General features: G+C 38.0%; 13 protein-coding genes and 1 pseudogene. 12 read left to right on the top strand and 2 right to left on the bottom strand.

Annotated features, from left to right (window positions below; all coding sequences use genetic code 11):
* Positions 1–182: 182 nt before the first annotated feature.
* From pyc to HCJ54_RS15405, 7 genes and pseudogenes are all read left to right on the top strand, one after another.
* Complete coding sequence (pyc, locus tag HCJ54_RS00405) at positions 183–3,626, top strand: pyruvate carboxylase (protein WP_187136226.1); 3,444 nt, start codon at positions 183–185, stop codon at positions 3,624–3,626.
* 71 nt (positions 3,627–3,697) lie between these two features.
* Positions 3,698–4,588 (top strand): ABC transporter substrate-binding protein, encoded by an 891-nt coding sequence (locus tag HCJ54_RS00400; RefSeq protein ID WP_244966865.1) that lies wholly within the window; start codon positions 3,698–3,700, stop codon positions 4,586–4,588.
* A 294-nt stretch (positions 4,589–4,882) separates the two neighbouring features.
* Entirely contained in the window at positions 4,883–5,689 is an 807-nt protein-coding gene (locus HCJ54_RS00395) for an ABC transporter permease (protein WP_185409545.1), read from the top strand.
* A 13-nt stretch (positions 5,690–5,702) separates the two neighbouring features.
* A complete protein-coding gene (gene tagH, locus HCJ54_RS00390) occupies positions 5,703–6,725 on the top strand; it encodes a teichoic acids export ABC transporter ATP-binding subunit TagH (protein WP_187136225.1) in 1,023 nt (340 codons plus the stop codon).
* Positions 6,726–6,804: 79 nt separating this feature from the next.
* Positions 6,805–6,927: a hypothetical protein gene (locus HCJ54_RS15535; protein ID WP_280527047.1), complete on the top strand. Its 123-nt coding sequence runs from the start codon at positions 6,805–6,807 to the stop codon at positions 6,925–6,927.
* Between the two features lie 161 nt (positions 6,928–7,088).
* Entirely contained in the window at positions 7,089–7,931 is an 843-nt protein-coding gene (locus HCJ54_RS00385; RefSeq protein ID WP_187136224.1) for a DUF6270 domain-containing protein, read from the top strand.
* Positions 7,932–8,345: 414 nt separating this feature from the next.
* Positions 8,346–8,678: pseudogene (locus tag HCJ54_RS15405) on the top strand (NlpC/P60 family protein); the annotation flags it as partial.
* 878 nt (positions 8,679–9,556) lie between these two features.
* Here HCJ54_RS15405 and HCJ54_RS00375 read toward each other — a convergent pair.
* Positions 9,557–11,371: an N-acetylmuramoyl-L-alanine amidase gene (locus tag HCJ54_RS00375; protein ID WP_244966864.1), complete on the bottom strand. Its 1,815-nt coding sequence runs from the start codon at positions 11,369–11,371 to the stop codon at positions 9,557–9,559.
* 361 nt (positions 11,372–11,732) lie between these two features.
* On the opposite strand from HCJ54_RS00375, the gene HCJ54_RS00370 reads away from it, so the two are divergent.
* From HCJ54_RS00370 to HCJ54_RS00350, 5 genes are all read left to right on the top strand, one after another.
* Positions 11,733–14,006, top strand: coding sequence for an SH3 domain-containing protein (locus tag HCJ54_RS00370; protein ID WP_187136222.1), 2,274 nt, complete (start codon positions 11,733–11,735; stop codon positions 14,004–14,006).
* Positions 14,007–14,191: 185 nt separating this feature from the next.
* Positions 14,192–16,039 (top strand): DUF6020 family protein, encoded by a 1,848-nt coding sequence (locus HCJ54_RS00365; RefSeq protein WP_187136221.1) that lies wholly within the window; start codon positions 14,192–14,194, stop codon positions 16,037–16,039.
* Between the two features lie 12 nt (positions 16,040–16,051).
* Positions 16,052–16,999: a glycosyltransferase family 2 protein gene (locus HCJ54_RS00360; RefSeq protein WP_187136220.1), complete on the top strand. Its 948-nt coding sequence runs from the start codon at positions 16,052–16,054 to the stop codon at positions 16,997–16,999.
* Positions 17,000–17,013: 14 nt separating this feature from the next.
* Positions 17,014–17,373: an EamA family transporter gene (locus tag HCJ54_RS00355; RefSeq protein ID WP_187136219.1), complete on the top strand. Its 360-nt coding sequence runs from the start codon at positions 17,014–17,016 to the stop codon at positions 17,371–17,373.
* Positions 17,370–17,687: an EamA family transporter gene (locus HCJ54_RS00350; protein WP_187136218.1), complete on the top strand. Its 318-nt coding sequence runs from the start codon at positions 17,370–17,372 to the stop codon at positions 17,685–17,687. Before HCJ54_RS00355 ends, HCJ54_RS00350 begins: the two co-directional genes overlap by 4 nt.
* A 187-nt stretch (positions 17,688–17,874) precedes the next feature.
* On the opposite strand, the gene galU is transcribed toward HCJ54_RS00350, so the two are convergent.
* On the bottom strand, positions 17,875–18,774 hold the full coding sequence (gene galU, locus HCJ54_RS00345; RefSeq protein ID WP_187136217.1) for a UTP--glucose-1-phosphate uridylyltransferase GalU: 900 nt from the start codon (positions 18,772–18,774) through the stop codon (positions 17,875–17,877).
* Positions 18,775–18,984: the final 210 nt, after the last annotated feature.

Here is an 18,984-nt window from a genome sequence, read left to right as displayed (position 1 = left end):
GCTATTATATGCGATTTATCCAACAAAACAGAACATTTTTCATAAAAATCAGCGAAAAGAATTTACATTCGGGGCACTTTAATACTATAATTGACTGATATACCGTTTTTCTCCATGACGGTAATGATGTTAGCAGCTATGTAGATAGAAAAATTAGGTAGTGTAGGTTAGGAGGAAAAAAAATGAACAACATTAAAAAGGTATTAGTTGCCAATCGTGGCGAGATCGCGATTCGCGTACTTCGGGCGTGTACGGAACTAAACATTAAGACAGTGGCGATTTATTCGCAAGAGGATACGGCGGCGTTTCACCGTTATAAGGCGGATGAGGCTTACCTCGTAGGGGAAGGGAAAAAACCGATCGACGCGTATCTGGATATCGATAATATTATCGAAATTGCCAAGATCGCTAATGTTGACGCAATTCACCCGGGTTATGGCTTTTTGTCGGAAAATATTGACTTTGCCAAACGCTGTGAAAAAGAAGGCATCATTTTTGTAGGACCTAAATCGAAACACCTAGATATGTTCGGTGACAAAATTAAAGCAAAAGAACAAGCTTTACTCGCCGATATCCCGGTTATTCCAGGGAGTAATGGACCTGTAGCAAATGCGGAAGAAGTAGCTGCATTCGGAGAAAAACATGGTTATCCGTTAATGGTTAAGGCTTCACTCGGCGGTGGTGGACGTGGGATGCGTGTCGTTCAAGGCCCGGCAGACGTGAAGGACGCATTTGAGCGCGCTGGATCAGAAGCTAAAGCGGCTTTTGGTAATGATGAGGTGTACGTTGAGAAATGTGTCGTTAATCCGAAACATATCGAGGTACAAATTCTGGGCGATTCACACGGCAATATCGTGCATTTATTTGAACGTGATTGCTCCGTGCAACGCCGTCACCAGAAAGTTGTGGAAGTAGCGCCATGTAACGCGATTACATCGGATTTGCGCGAACGTATTTGTGATGCTGCTGTGAAATTGATGAAGAACGTGGATTATTTGAACGCTGGAACGGTCGAGTTTTTAGTTGCTGGCGAAGAGTTTTATTTCATCGAAGTAAATCCGCGTGTTCAAGTGGAGCATACCATTACAGAGATGATTACAGGGATTGATATTGTGCAATCGCAACTGTTTATCGCTGATGGTTCTTCGATGCATGATCAACTCGTGGGAATTCCGCAACAAGAAGATATCCGGATTAATGGTTCGGCGATTCAGTGCCGGATTACGACGGAAGATCCTTTGAACAACTTTATGCCAGATACTGGTCGTATTAATACATACCGCTCAACTGGTGGTTTTGGGGTGCGTCTTGATGCTGGGAATGGTTTCCAAGGTACGGTCGTGACGCCATTTTACGATTCCTTACTTGTAAAATTATGTACGTGGGGCATGACGTTTGAACAAGCGTGTCGCAAAATGATTCGTAACTTGATTGAGTTCCGGATTCGTGGTGTGAAAACGAATATTCCGTTCTTGCTAAACGTGGTACAACATCCTGATTTCATTAGTGGAAACTATAATACGTCGTTTATCGATTCGACGCCTGAATTGTTCGATTTCCCGAAAGTGCGTGACCGTGGTACGAAGACGCTTCGCTACATCAGTAACGTGACGGTGAATGGCTTCCCCGGCATTAAACACCGCGAGAAGTTGGTCTATGATGATCTGCGTATTCCAAAGATTCCTTTCGACGCAAAAATCGAACCTGGAACAAAACAAATTTTGGACGCAAAAGGTCCTGCGGGAATTGTGGAATGGGTCAAAGCGCAACAAGAGGTATTGCTAACCGATACGACATTGCGTGATGCGCATCAATCGTTACTGGCGACGCGGGTTCGTTCGAAAGACATTTTCCAAATCGCGGATCCGATGGCGCATTTATTGCCAAACATGTTCTCGTTTGAAATGTGGGGCGGTGCAACGTTTGATACGGCTTACCGGTTCTTGAATGAAGATCCGTGGGTGCGTCTGGAAACGTTGCGTAAACAAATTCCGAACGTAATGTTCCAAATGTTGTTACGTGGCGCGAATGCTGTTGGCTACAAGAACTATCCGGATAACGTGATTCGCGAGTTCGTGAAGCAATCTGCACAAAGCGGTGTCGATGTGTTCCGTATTTTCGATAGCTTGAACTGGTTGAAAGGCATGGAAGTGTCGATTGAAGCGGTTCGTGATGCTGGTAAAGTCGTGGAAGCAGCAATTTGTTACACGGGCGATATCGAGGATGCAACACGTACGAAATATAATGTAGATTACTATAAAGATATGGCGAAAGAGCTTGTCGCGCAAGGTACGGATATCTTGGCGATTAAAGATATGGCTGGACTTTTAAAACCGCAAGCGGCGTACCGTCTTGTGAGCGAACTAAAAGACACTGTCGATGTGCCGATTCACTTGCACACGCATGACACGAGTGGTAACGGAATTTATACGTATGCCGCGGCGGTTAGTGCGGGCGTGGATATCGTCGATGTATCTTCCAGCGCGATGAGTGGCGCGACGTCTCAACCGAGCATGACAGGCCTTTACTACGGTCTTGAAAACGGGAAACGTCAAGCGATTCTTAATGCGCATGATTCGCAAATCATTAATCATTATTGGGAAGATGTTCGTAAATACTACAAAGATTTTGATAATGCGCTAAATTCCCCACAAACGGAGGTTTACACGCACGAAATGCCGGGTGGTCAATATACGAACTTACAACAACAAGCCAAGGCAGTGGGCTTAGGTGACCGTTGGGATGAAGTGAAAGGAACTTACGCGGTCGTGAACGAAATGTTTGGCGATATCGTGAAAGTAACCCCATCCTCGAAAGTGGTTGGTGACATGGCGCTCTTCATGGTGCAAAATGATCTTTCGGAGCAAGATGTGTATGATAAAGGGGAGACGCTCGACTTCCCAGATTCGATCATTGAATTCTTTATGGGCGAGATTGGTCAACCGTATGGCGGATTCCCAGAGAAGCTACAAAAAATCGTCTTGAAAGGTCGCACGCCTTTGACAGAGCGTCCTGGAGCTTTGATGGAGCCTGTTGATTTTGAAGCAGTTCGCGCCGAGCTTGCTGAGAAAATGACGACGGGAGAGCCGACAGATCACGATGTTATGTCGTATATTCTGTATCCGAAAGTGTTCCTTGACTACTTGACGATGATTGAGAAATATGGTGACGTGACGGTACTTGATACGCCGACTTTCTTTAAAGGCATGCGCTTAGGCGAGACGGTTGAAGTAGAGCTTGAAAAAGGTAAAACGCTAATCATCAAGTTAAACTCGATCGGTGAGCCAATTGCAGACGGCACGCGTGTTATTTACTTCGAATTGAATGGTCAGCCACGCGAAATCTCCGTGCAAGACTTTAACGTTCAATCGACTGTTGTGACGCGTCGCAAGATTGATACAACAAATCCAGAACATGTAGGTGCAACAATGACCGGTTCGGTAATCAAGATTGTTGCTGAAAAAGGCCAAGAAGTGAAAAAAGGCGATCCACTCCTAATTACAGAAGCAATGAAGATGGAGACAACGATCCAAGCCCCATTCGACGGCAAAGTCAATGCGATTTTTGTCACAGATGGCGATGTGATCGAGTCAGCGGACCTTCTTATGGAAGTTGGGCGTGTCTAACACATAGAACGGAGGAAGAGTCGGGATATCCAAACGCCCGACTTTTTCCATTTTGAAAAGGGGAACCAAAAATGAATTTTAAAAAAATAATGGCTGGTCTAAGCTTAGCTTTCCTTCTTGTCTTAGCCGGTTGTGGTGCGCAAACTACGTCTGAGAAAGCGGCGCAAAAACCAGAATACATAGCAACGGACGCGACTGGGGCTAAAATGGAGCTCAGCGTGAAACCGAAAAAAATTGTTTCGCTTATCCCAAGCAACACCGAAATTCTGTACCGTCTTGGGCTCGGAGATAAAGTTATTGGCGTTACGTCGAGCGATGATTATCCGTCCGCTGTCAAAAAACTACCTGTCGTTGCGACAACAGAGATTAATGTGGAGAAAATAATCAGCATGAAACCCGACTTAGTTCTTGGCCATGCCTCGATGATGAGCTATAACAAAGACGCCTATGATCAAATCAAAAAAGCAAACATTCCAGTATTCGTTGTATCGGATGCACAAACTTTCGACGCGGCCTATAAAACGTTCACGCAAATTGGCGATCTCACAGGAACGAGGAAAGAAGCAGACAAACTGGTCGCGTCGATGCAAGCGGCTAACAAGGTAGAGGAACGCGCGAGGAAAGTGAAAACGAAAGTCTGGCTAGAAATCAGTCCAGATCTATACACAGCAGGCCAAGATACCTTCATTAACGAAATGTTGACCAATATTCAGGCTAAAAACATTGTCACTGAAAAAGGCTACCCACAATATAGCGAGGAACAAGTCATCAAAGCTGCGCCCGACGTTATTATTACGATCTATCCCAACGCCAAACAAGAAATTGCGAAACGATCGGCTTGGAAAAACATCCCTGCTGTCAAAAATAATCGCATCTACGACATCGATCCATCTATCGTGAGTCGACCAGGACCGCGTTTGATAGAAGGACAAGAAGCACTTTTCAAAGCAATTTACCCGTAAAATTCGAGCAAAAATAAAGATCTTACTTTACAAACGCCTACTTTTGAGGTAATTTAACATAAGGTGGGTTTTTAATTTTTAAGAAGGCTCACTAGAAATACGAAGAAACTGACTTACATTTACGGAAGAATCGACTAAACAGCAACGACAGATATGCAACATAGAAATGCGTAAACGACATCATTATGTGACTTTTTCTAGAGCGAAAGGGTGGAGCCTATACGATATAGAGCAAGTGATTTTCGGTTACGGAAAGTAGATAACCGCATTATTATTCCGGAAAGAAGTGTTTTTGTGAAACAAGTATTAGAAGTCCTAAAAGAACAATTTAAGTACGCGCCAATGATTTTTCGAATTGCGCGTTATGAAGATAAAGCCACTTACCAAAGCCATTATTTAGGCCTTGCGTGGCAAATATTAAATCCATTAATTCAAGTTGCGATTTACTACTTTGTATTTGGATTCGCGATGCGCGGTCAATCAGGGATAGCAGGCGCTAGTTACATCGAATGGATGCTAGCCGGTATTATCCCATGGTTTTTCATCAGCGCGGTTATCTTGCAAGGAGCAAATAGCATTTTCAATAAGATACACATGGTTTCCAAGATGAAATTCCCGATGAGTGTCATGCCAAATATTACAATCGTATCGAATTTGACGAGTTACGTCACGATGATGATTATCTTTTTTGCGCTACTCTTCATAAAAGGCGCACCAGTTTCGATGTATTGGGCCCAGTTTTTCTACTATTTTGTGGCCATGATTGCGTTCCTTTTCAGTGTGACGCTATTAAACGCGACAATCAGCGTACTTGTACGTGATTATTACGTGATGTTGCAATCGGTTATGCGTGTCCTGTTTTATGTGTCAGGTGTCGTTTGGAACTTGGATACGAAGCTGCCAGGTTGGGTTGTAGATCTTTTGAAACTGAATCCAATTGTCTATATATTGAAAGGATTCCGAGATAGTTTTGTCGGGCATAAAGGCTTTTGGCAAGAACCGTCCTACACGGTCTACTTCTGGCTGATCACGCTCGTCTGTCTGTACGTAGGATCCGTATTACACATGAAATTCCGCGAACGTTTCGTGGATTATTTATAGGAGGTAAGGACAAATGGCAAAAAATATCAAAGTAGCGTTCAAACATGTGTCCAAAGAATATGACCTCTACCAAAATAAATCCGACAAAATCAAGGGCCTATTCTTGCCTAAAAACAAGCAACGACAATCTTTCTGGGCACTGCGCGACGTCAATTTCAACATTCACGACGGCGAAACAGTTGGGCTAATTGGGATTAACGGTTCTGGAAAATCAACCATTTCGAACATCATGTCCGGCGTTATCCCACCAACCCAAGGCGAAGTTGTCATCAACGGTGAAACCTCGCTAATCGCGATCGCAGTCGGCTTAAAAGGCCCGCTCACCGGTTACGAGAACGTCCGCTTAAAACTGCTCATGCACGGCTTAAAAACGTCCGAAATTGATGCCTTGATGCCAAGTATTATCGATTTTGCAGACATCGGCGACTTCATGAACCAACCGATCAAAAATTACTCCAGCGGGATGCGTTCCCGTCTAGGTTTTGCGATTTCAGTTCACACCGACCCCGATATTCTGGTTATTGACGAAGCACTATCCGTAGGTGACCAAACATTTTACAAGAAATGCGTGGACAAGATTACTGAATTCAAAGAAGCCGGCCGTACGATCGTGTTCGTCAGCCATTCACTCGGACAAATGAAGAGTCTGTGTGATCGGATTATCTGGATGCATTACGGTCAAATCCGCGAAATGGGAGAAGCCCAAGAAGTAGCCGACAAATACGACGAGTTCGTACGCTGGTTCAACGGCCAATCCAAATCCTACAAAAAAGAATACCAGGACGACTTCAAACGCAAACAGAAACGTCCACAGAAGGTGATTTATCCGAATCCAAGTGCTAACAAATACAAACTCAGCTGGTTCGATAAGATCGCGTTGACGGTGCTCATTGCGCTGGCGATATTCTTTGGATATTGCGTTGGAACGGGGCAATCGGTGCTGGGGATGTTCAAGGCGAGCGATGATGGACAACCAGCGGTGACACAAGTTGCAAAGACGGCGGATATAGGAGTTAAAACCAAAGATGTAAGTTAAGCAATTGAAAGTAAAGCAGGCAGTTAAATTTTTAAATGTCTGCTTTTTTGAAGAAGTATAAATGAAAGGGGACATTAGTATGTTAGTGTCAATATACAACTGGACGGATACGGTCTGGGTTATTGTTGCACCACTTATTTTTCTATTTTTAGTAACAGGCGTACTGCTATACATCAGGCAAAATTACAGAAATAAAGCCTGATAAACTTTGGGAGCCATAATTGTAAAGCTCTCTTAGTTAACACTTTTGGAGATTTTCCTTTTGTTCGCAAAATATTTTCTGATATAATGAGGGAAGACAGTTAAATTTTAGCTGTCTGCTTTTTTGAGAGAGAGCCTATTTGATTTGAAGGGGAGAAAATAATGAAAAGAATAGCAGTACTGGGTAGTTGTGCGACACGTGATAACTTTAATTCCATTTTTAATGCTGATTATAAGAAGAAATTCGAATGTGTTCTTATGCAAAATCAGAGTTCAATCATTTCAATGGCTTCTAACAAAAGAGAGAATCCAGTAGTCACAGATGACTTTTTTTCGGAATATGATGAGTGGTGCGTGAGATCTGATTTTACAAAAGAGTTTTTCGACCATTTAGTGAAACTTCAACCAGACACAATTATAGTTGATTTATTTGGAGATGCTCATTTTGGCGTTTTGGAAATAGAGCCTGGTGAATACGTGTCGAATAATCGCTGGAAACTGTGGCGAACAGGGTATTATAAAGATTTGTTAAAAGGAAAAGCCGAGGAACTATCTATTGATAAAGATCGCGAGCAATATATGGATCTTTGGAAAAAATCATGGGATATCGTTCTTGATAAGTTGAAAAAGGCATCACCTAAGAGTAAGATTATTCTTCATAAAATAAAGAATGTGAAGGAATATTATAATTTTGATGATAACAAATTTGATATTGCGACTTCTGGTAAGGTGAAGAATGTTGATGTGGATTATTATAACGAAATGTTGAATGAAATGTATGATTATATCAGGAAAAATGACAGATCCATTCAAATCATTGATCTGTTCAAAAAAAACAAAGAATTTCTGAGTTTTGATGAACATCCATGGGGGCTTTTTTATGTGCACTATACAATGGACTACTATCCATTGTTTATGAATAAGTTAATAGAGATTGAGAAAAATAACAGATGGTATCAATTCTTCAAGAAAAAAACGAAGCAAGCTGGTGAGTATTTACAATAAAAGTGGCGGGACATAACTCAAAAATAAAAAGCAAGAATCTTTATATAGAGCCAATGTCATGCAACTCCTAAAGTTAGGTGCTTAACTCTAACTTTAGGAGTTGCATGACACTCCAGAGAAAGTGCTATAAAAAAAATTCTGCTTATTTTGTATTCTATAGACCTACTTTTCCTGCCTTTATTTTATCAAACAGTTAAATAAATGTATATTTATGCAAAAAATGATTGCGCTTTCTTTTTTGATTGTGTTAAAGTTAATTAGAACATAATACTAAAAAGGGAGAGGCGCTTAATGAAAAGAATATCAAAAATAGTTGTGTTGCTACTTGTGTTTGTAATTTCTTTTGCAAATGTAAACTGGATTACTGAAGATGCAAATGCAGCACCTACTAAAACGTATGAAAATCTTTACAATGAAGCGAAGAAGTACTTAGGGAAGTCCTATACATGGGGAGGTAATGGACCAAATACATTTGATTGTTCTGGTTATACCAAATATGTTTTCCAGAATGGAATTGGGGTTTCTATACCGAGGATTTCAGGAGGACAGTACAGTGCGTCTACTAAAATCTCAAGATCACAAGCTAAACAGGGAGATTTAGTATTTTTTGATTACGGGAATGGAATTGCTCATGTCGGAATATACATAGGCAATAATCAGATGATAAACGCTCAGGACAACGGAGTAATGATTGATAATTTAAATAATTCTTTCTGGAGCAGATATATGGTTGGCTTTGGTCGAATGACTAATTTAGAAGAACCTTCTAAAGGAAAGGAAACATTATACGCCAAAAATGATTTGTATATCTTGAAGTCTGGGGATTGGAATAGTCAAGTTGCATTTACTCTAAAAGCAAACACGCCGGCAGTAGTAGATTTTGAACGTACGCAAAATGGGTTTGTTTATGTCAAAGCTGGTGATCAAGAAGGCTGGTACTCAGGAGCAATAGATCCTTACTGGTTAACAGAGAATCCTAATGTTAATTTGAAAGGCAAGAAAACCTTGTATGCAAAGAATGATTTGCATATTTTGAAAACTGGAAACTGGAACAGTGAATTGTCATTTACATTAAAAGCTTACTATGCCGCTACAGTTGACTTTGACCGTACGCAAAATGGATTTGTACACGTTCAGGTAGGAGATCAAGAAGGTTGGTATTCCGGAGCAATAGACCCTTACTGGTATACTGTGAGTCCTAATACTGCGTATATATGCATGAAAGATGTAATATTCAGAGACGCACCTCAATGGGGGACAGGTCAAGCTGGAAGCCGTAAAGAAGGTGAGCAAGTCAATGTTGTGGGTAAAGAAAATGGGTGGTTAAAGGTATCATTGTCAGGAGATATAGGCTATCTAACAGATGATGGGCAACACTTACAGAAAAAATAGGTGAGAATTAAGATTGTCAAAAAGCAGTTTTATTTGAAAGTAGAAGTTAACTGTATTTTGTAGTTGGTGCAATAAAACTTTTTGGGCTCGTTCAGGGTGGTAGAGTGCTACCCTGAGCAAGTTCTTTTTTGACTTTCTGTAGATATGACAGTATAAAAATGCGTCCCATTCATTGGAACGCATTCTACCTAATTATTATTTTTGATACTAACTAGAAGAGTTCTAAAAGTGAATTATTTCGATATTTGGAAATAACTTAGTTTCATCCAGCCAACTTGACCATCATAATTAATTTTATAAAAGTCATTAGATGCAGATGTAATATTTACAACGACGGTCGCATTGTTAGGGACTATCTTCACAACAGTGCTGTCCCAACTAGCATCCTTACGCAAGTTAACAGTGCTACTAGCAGTATAATCTACTAGAACCGCTTTGTTTGAAAAATAATCTTTTTTCATCCATGCAGTACTATTTCCATAAGTTATTTTATAAAACCCGTTTACAGGTGTCGTATTATTTAAACTCACTTGTCCGCCTTCTGGAATTGAGAAACTAGTAGGGCTGTCCCAGCTTGGAGATTCTCTCGTATAGATTTCATTTTTTGCATAAAGTAGTTCGATTGTTGGTTGATCCGCAAAATAATCTTTTTTCATCCATCCAGTGGTGTTATTATAAGTGATTTGATAGAAGCCATTAGTAAGCGTCGAGTTATTTAAAGTTATTCTTTCACCAGCAGGAATCGTTATTGAGATGGGGCTGTCCCACACAGCATTTTTTCTAAGGTTTACAATATCTTTGGCATAGTAGGTTTCTAAAACAGGTGTACTTGAAAAGTATTCTTTTTTCATCCATCCAATTTGATTATTGAATGTAATTTTGTAGAAGCCGTTTGTCAAAGTCGTATTATTTAAGGAAACTTTTTCCCCAGTAGGGATTGCAACAGCAATTTCACTATCCCAAGTTGCAGATTTTCTTAAATTTATAGTGCTTTTTGCATAATTATCTTCTAAGACGCTGGTACTCGAAAAGTAATCCAATTTCATCCAACCGGTTTTCCCTTGATATGTTACTTTGTAAAATTGCTCTGAAGTTTTAGAATTAAGATCAATTGAAACAGACGCTCCTTCGGGAATACTAGTCACAATACTACTGTTCCAATTAGGCATGGAACGTAAGCTTATTGTAGATTTTGCATAATATACTTTGTATACAGGAACTGTTAATTCATTGTACTTTTGCTGTATAAGCTCGAAAAATTGGTTGAAATTATATCCCCATTTGTTAAAATAACCTACAGGATCGGTATGAGTTGTCCCACCTAGAAATCTTGATACAGCATCATGAGACCATACGGTTCCAATACCAGTATTATGTGCATTAACAGGAGTTATGCCATATTGTTTTAAAATATAGGCTGCATAGTAGGCATCGTTGTTCACAGATTTATAGAAATTTTCCTGTGTTTTTTCGCGTACGAGCTCAAATTGTACGAAATAAGGGTTTGCCTTGGCTCCAGCTCCCCAAACAGCATTTTCGGTTGGGTGTATTTGAATTATACGGTCTCTGTCAATAAAGGTATGGACAAATGCATTCTCCCAGTTTTGAGTCATATAGTTGATTTCACCAGTAATCGTGGAATTATCATTTGCAGTTTCGTGTATAACAACACCGCGTGGCTTTCCGTAACCATCTGCATAATTAAAGCGTGTAAAATTTTTAATCTGCTGTTCAATCACTGGATTACCATAATTCTTACCAATAATGTACTGGTTGATATTTGAAACACTTCTTGCACTCGTATAAACATCATGTTGTTCTTGGGTGGGCATAGACTGCGCCTCAATTTTATCAGCAGAATTTTGGTCAGACGGTGTATAAATCGATTCGTCAATGCCTGTACGATTTAATATCTCGTTGGCGTCAATGATGTTATTTTCTTGAGTTTGATACGTCTGTTCTCCTGTTTGTGCATTTACAGCGATTGGAGTCAAAGAACAAAGTAAAAGGTTTGTTGCGATTAGCGTAACTATTTTTTTATTATTCAAACAAAAATCTCCTTCTTAAAAAATTATATCTACATTAATGATTCTAACTCAAATAGATAATGATGTATATGCTGATTTTTAACTATATGAGTGGATGTTGTAATATGATGTACCTATATATAGTTACGAAGAAGAGCATATACGGAATATGCAGAAATGGCTTTGCAATACAAACGATAGAAAAATATTATAAAAGATAAAGAGTGTATGCATACCAATCGGAGAGAGACAAGCGGAGAACATTCCCCCTTGTCTTTTTTTCAATTCTATGAAATAATTTTAGTGTCGCTTTCCTTACAAATCATTTGAAAACGACAAGTCAGTGTACTGACCAGTTTATTAAAAGTTAAAGGAGATGAAAATGAGAAAATCTTTAAAATTTGTCATTTGGGGAATACTGTGTGCTCTCTTTCTAAGTGTCGCGTTTTCTGCCGATTCTACGCCAAAAGCTGCGACGGTGAGCACGTATTACTACGCCTTGAACGATATCAATTTACGTTCTAAGAGAGATTTTTCGGGATCCACTGTTATTACGGTTCCAAAGAATGATAAAATGACAGTTGTAGATGGTTCACAGGACGCAAATGGATGGGTTCAGATTTCGTATAAGACAAAAATAGGATACATGAAGATAAATTATATGACAATGCTTAATCCAAAACTGAGCTACAGTGAGCTGTACGCTCCTAGCGCAATTAACTTGCGAGCGAGTAGAAGTTTTTCCGCCACGACAGTATTAACTATTCCTAAAAATAAGCCGCTCTATGTAGAAGATAACACCCAAGACGCACAAGGCTGGGTTCGAATTGTTTATGCTGGGAAAACAGGCTACATGAAAAAAACGTATCTTACAGAAACTGATCCAACTAAAATATATGGTGAGTATTATGCACCAAGTGTTATAAATCTTAGATCAGGAAGGACCTTTGATTCTGATATCACATACTCTATACCCAAGGGGAAAAAACTATTAGTAGAGGATAAATCAACTGATGTAAATGGTTGGGCAAGAGTACTGTATCAAGGCAAGACTGGATTTATGAAAACAAGCTATTTTTCATTGACAGATCCGAGTAAAAGTTATGGTATTTATTATGCTCCAAGTATGATAAACCTCAGAGGTGGGAGAAGTTTTGATACAGCAATTATAGCTAGTATCCCACAAAATGCTAGCTTTAACGTGGAAGATAACTCTTTAGATGCAAATGGTTGGGTAAAAATAATTATAGCTGGTGGCAAAGTTGGCTACATGAAAGAAACTTACCTTTCTACCTTTAATCCAACAAAAAACTACTCAGAGTTTTATGCTACGAGTAGTATAAATTTGCGTGGCGATAGAGATTATGGTTCACCAACATTAATTCAAATTCCTGCAAAAGCAAAACTATATGTGGAAAATGGATCAAGAGATTTAGACGGATGGGTAAAAATCGCTTATAAAGGTCGAATTGGTTATATGAAAGATGTGTATATCACAGCTAAAAATCCAAGTGCCACCTATGCTGTTAAATATGCAGCAAGCGATATTAATCTCCGTCAGTCTAGAACTTACACTTCACCGACTGTTGTAAGGATCCCAACAGGTGCTAAAGTAGAGGTGGAGAATGGTAGTGTAGATGCGAATAACTGGGTGAAGATAATTTATTCAGGAGCCGTTGGATATATGAATCAAGCCTATCTTTCAAATACGGCATATCAACCTATCAGAAAGAATTATAGAACAACATCGTATACTTCAACTTATAGTAATGCCTTATCTAAATTAATGGCAGGCAATCCACAAACAGATAAGAAACCAGCTAATGCTTATATTAATGAAGATGCTATTAGGCTTACTGGAACTAATACAGGTGTTGCTCTGAATGCAAATGGTCAAGTCAGGAATTCTGCAAGTAGTACAGGATTTATACTTGGTAAGCTCAAGAATGCAGAGTCAATTACAATTTTAAATACAGTTATAGATACTAGCGGGAAAAAATGGTACAAGTTTAATTTCAATCGGCAGTGGTTTAACGCAACTCAGTCAGATGCAACGTATTATCTAAACCCAAATAGTTTTTCGAAAAATACAGCTTCATATTTACAATTTTTGGTGTTATCTAAACCGACAAATATAGATATTAATGAAGTTAACCAAAAAATTCTTGCTGGTAAGGGAATTCTTGCGGATAAAGGTTCCAGCTTTAATCAAGCTGCAGTGTTATCTAATATTAATGATATATATTTGATTTCACATGCTTTATTAGAATCTGGTAATGGTAGTTCACAATTGGCAAATGGTGTAACTGTAAGTTCAGTAGACGGGCTACCAGTAACACCAAAAAAGGTGTATAATATGTATGGTATTGGAGCGGTAGATAGCAATCCTTTAGTTGGTGGATCAGAGTATGCCTATAAACAAGGCTGGGATACTCCGGAGAAAGCAATTATTGGTGGAGCGGCTTTTGTTGCACAAAATTATGTTTCAAAAGGTCAAGACACGCTTTATAAGATGAGATTTAATCCAGCTAATCCAGGTGTTCATTTGTATGCTACGGATGTTGGGTGGGCTCTGAAGCAAACATCGGGAATGCAGAGATTATATGATCAGCTATCTAGTTACACACAAGATTTTGATACACCAAAATATAAATAAGTTAGTAGAAAAACAGGTCATTTGTATCAGCAAATGGTCTGTTTTTCTATCTTTAGGAAATGTTAGTAGAACGATATAAATATGTGATGTTATCCTAGAAGTATTTACAAATGATTGCAGTAGCTTGTTTTTTTTGTTATATTTGAAGAGAGTGAAGTTTTTGAAAAGGAAGTGGATAGATTAGAATGTTGAACCGCAAGAGGATATTAAGTGCAGTAGTATTACTAATAAGTAGTATCCTATTATTAAATTATTATTTGGCTAGTTTTAAAATACCGATTGTTTGGCTGATTTTTGTTATTTTGTTAGGTATTCTTTTTATAAGAAATGCAAAAAAAACTCAAATTGTATGGTCACGTTTAGTTGTTTCTGGATTTATAGGTTGTTTTTGGATGGTATCATCATATAATGGAGGTCCATATGGTGGAAATATGTTTTTGGATACTATTATAGTTGTAGGGACTTTCTATTCAATTTCAGCATTCATCTTTTTATTAATAGAAGAACTAAATACTGGCTACAAAGTGGCAAAGAAAACTACAAAAATGTCATGGTTTGCAATTTATACAGCAGTGCCACTTTTAATTTGGACATTATGTTTGTTAGCCTATTATCCCGCAAAAATGACATTCGACTCGTATTTTCAGTGGGCAATGGCACATGGTGTTAGGCACTATAATGAGTGGCACCCAATGCTACATACGCTTTGGATTGAAGCGACAACGGCAATATATAACTCACCATCAAGCTATATTTTTTCCCAAATCTTAGTTAGTTCACTCATAGTTGGATATGCAATTTATACATTAGCTAAATGGGGGATGCCAAGATGGTTAGGGGTTCTTATTTCAGTCGGCTATGCTGTATACCCTGTAGCGATGATTTATTCAGCAACAATGTGGAAAGACATACCATTTGCTTCTTTCGTATTATTGTTCATTACTTTATTATTACAAGTCCTGAAATCAGATGGGGCTTGGTTAAGAAACTGGTGGCATGTTTTGATACTTGTTATTGTGGCATTTATCACTATTAATTTGCGTAACAATGGTATTATTATTGTTATTGCTTCGTTGTTACTACTGATTATTTTCATGAAGAATTATCGTATAAAGCTTAGTATAGTATTTATTATGGTGATAGGCTTAAATTTTGTATTCAGTCTATTTTTATCAAATGTGTTACAGGCACAGAAAAGTCCTTTGAATCAAGCCTTGGCAATCCCTTCACAACAAATTGCAGCTACCTTTAAAAATAACGGTCAGTTTACGCCAGAGCTAAAAGATTATTTCACATCAATTTTACCAGAAGAAAATTGGAAAAAGGACTATAATCCTTATACTGTGGATCCGATTAAACATGACGTAGCATATGATAGCACAGTTATTGAGGAGGATTTTGGTTTATATATCAAAAACTGGTTTAAGCTATTAACGCATAATTTCAGAATATATGTAAATGCATATTTAGACCATGTAGCAGTTATTTGGCAGTTTTATTCACCAGAAGGATATAAAGTATACTTTGATACACCTGGTGCAATACAAGATATGCCTTATGATATTCGAGTTTTTGCAAGATCCTTTGGGAAAAACTTAACTGAAGCAGAGATAAATAAAAAAGGTTATGAAGTCTACAAAGAAGAATATATAAGGGCTACTGGGGAGCAGGCTGTGAGTTTTGATGAATATGAAAAACGTATTGAGAAATCGTCTAAACCGTTGATCTCGATTAGCAAAGCATCAAAAATAAAAGAATTCACGGATTGGATATATGTAAAAACAACAACGGATTGGCAAAATTATTTACTGAAAGGTGCAATACCGGTAGTGCTCATTTTAATTGCTTTCGTATCAACTTTTTATCAGCGGAATAAGAAAATGCTTTTATTGTTTGTACCCGCGATTCTTGTTGTAATGACAATCGCTATTGCAATGCCAGCAACAGATTTCAGATATTGTTACAGTTTTGTATTTGCTACGCCAATATTGCTTTTTGCTACTAAACTAAATGGAATAGATAATAAAGATTAGAGGGAGATACAAATGCAAAATATTAATGAGAAGGTAGCGATACTACTACCTTGCTATAATGAAGAGCAAACAATCGGAAAAGTAATTGATGATTTTAAGAAAGAATTGCCCGAAGCAACAATTTATGTGTATGATAATAATTCAAAAGATGAGACATTTGAAATTGCGCTTGCACATGGAGCTGTAGTTAAGAAAGAGATGCGCCAAGGGAAAGGAAATGTTGTAAGATCAATGTTTGCTGATATTGAGGCAGACTATTATTTGATGGTTGATGGAGATGATACGTATCCAGCTGAATATTGTCATACAATTCTCGAAATACTTAGGCAAAAAGAAGCTAATATGGTAATTGGTGATCGTCTAAGTAATGGAACGTATACTGAAGAAAATAAACGAAATTTTCATGATTTTGGGAATGCATTGGTTAGGAATACAATCAATCGAATTTTTAAAAGCAATCTTAAAGATATAATGACGGGTTATCGCGGGTTTGATCGTTATTTTGTTAAGACAATGCCAGTTCTAAGTCCTGGTTTTGAGATTGAGACAGAAATGAGTATTCATGCACTGGAAAATCGTTTTTTGATTAAAGAAATCGAGATAGACTATCGTGACCGACCAGAGGGGAGTGAATCTAAACTTAACACATTAAGTGATGGCTCGAAAGTTATTATGACGATCATCAAGTTGTTCAAAAACAGCCGTCCATTTTTATTCTTTAACCTTTTGGCCACGCTATTTGCAGTGATAGGTATTCTTGTTGGTATTCCTGTTATTGTCGAGTTTGCTAAAATAGGGCTTGTTCTAAAATTGCCTAGCGCCATTTTAGCGACAGGATTAATTTTACTAGGGATGATGTTCTTCATTTGTGGACTAATTCTGGATACAATTGCTCACCGAAATAGGCAAATGTATTTCCTTGAACTGGTTAAATATAAAGAGCGAAACAATGAAAAATAAAGGACTTGATTGGAATGCAGAATAAATTAATTTATGGAATTATACTTATGGTGTTCTCAGCTAGTTGTACTGCCATAGGACAAGCCTTTTGGAAAATGGCGGTGTCAGGTATTTATTCATGGCAGCTCTATGTGGGCTTCTTTCTGTACGGTATGGGTGCTATTTTGATGATTATTGCATTCCGATTTGGTGACCTCTCTGTACTTCATCCATTGCTGAGTGTGGGTTATGTCTTTGCTATATTAATTGGAGTTGTCTTTCTTAACGAGAAGCTCACTGCAATGCAGGTTTTTGGAAATATATTGGTGATATCAGGTGCAATCATGATGGGACTTAGTGGCTATTTTGACAAAGAGAGGAATAGGACATCATGAGTTTTATAACTATTATTGGTATGACATTCTTAGGGGCCTTAGGGGGACTTTATCTAAAGAAAATTAGCTTAGTTGGAGAGAGGAAAAAAAAGTTTGCTTATTTTGTACTAGGTGGTTGCTTTTATGGCTTAGGCGCGATTTTGAACATTATTGCCTTACGATTATTACCGTATACTATTGTTTTTCCTCTTAGTTCTATTACGTATATTTGGACCTTTTTATTTTCATTTCTGTTCTTATCCGAAAAAATTAATCGATTTAAAATAATAGGCTTACTGCTGATTATTGTAGGTGCGTTTTGTATTACTGGATAACAGGGACCTAAAGGGATTATTCACTATTATGATGTTTATTTTTGGCTAAACATAAAATCAAGCTAGAGATAAAAGGTGATCTAGAACAAAAATAAGCAGGGATTTTGTACAAACCAATTCAGATCGTGGTTATACAAAATTCCTGCTTTTCTATTTTTAGTTATATCCCAGTTTGGTTCAATTGTTATTATTTTGCTTTAGTTTTTTTATCATTTTGATGAATTTGTTGATATAAATCATCGATTAAACCAGCGACTTCATCTTTAATTTCCGGATGTTTTAAAGCAAACTGCATAGTTGTTTGAATAAAACCAAATTTATCCCCAACATCATAACGTTTGCCTTCAAAATCATAAGCAAAGACGCGTTGAATTTCGTTAAGTCGATTAATTGCATCTGTTAGTTGTATTTCTCCACCAGCTCCAGGTTCTTGAGTTTCCAAGAAATCGAAAATTTGTGGTGTCAGCAGGTAACGACCCAGTATTGCTAAGTCAGAGGGAGCATTGGAAGGCTCTGGTTTTTCAACGAATCCTTTTACATTATAGAGATCTTTACTATATTCATTTAGTGGATCAATTATACCATAGCGATACGTTTCTTCATGGGGAACTTTTTGAACACCTATTACAGAACTGTGGGTTTTTTGATATTGGTTTATCAATTGCTTAGCGCATGGAGTTTTTGCTTCTACGATATCATCACCAAGCATGACAATAAATGGCTCATTGCCGACAAACCCTTTAGCTTGAAGAATAGCATCACCAAGACCTTTTGGTTTAGACTGACGTATAAAGTGCAAATTGATATTCGTTGTTTCTTCAATCAAATGTAGTAATTCTAATTTATTTTTTTCTCGTAGATTATTTTCAAGTTCGGGTACTGAGTCGAAATGATCCTCAATGGCTCTTTTCCCTTTACCAGTAACAATCAGAATATCTTCTATTCCAGAGGCAACAGCTTCTTCGACAATGTATTGAATTGTTGGTTTGTCTACTATAGGTAAAATTTCTTTGGGCATTGCTTTTGTTGCGGGTAAAAATCTTGTACCTAACCCTGCGGCAGGTATAACAGCTTTTCTTACTTTCATAATGGCATTCTCCTTCTAAAATATATTCACGGATATATGACCATTATACGTTATAGATGATAGGCTTTACAAGTTTTTATATAGGCTAGTGTACAAGAAAGAAACGATTTTCAATGACTTAATATTAGCGATTATAAAATTATGACATGGTTATCTGTTTTAAGGCTATTGTTTCTTGACATTTAGCTATAATTGTAATAGATTGAGAAG

Origin of the sequence: Listeria grandensis (genome assembly GCF_014322885.1) — a bacterium.
Classification (GTDB): Bacteria; Bacillota; Bacilli; order Lactobacillales; family Listeriaceae; genus Listeria_A; species Listeria_A grandensis.
The sequence above is the reverse complement of the archived record's forward strand: the minus strand, read 5'-3'. Positions and strand labels throughout refer to the sequence as shown.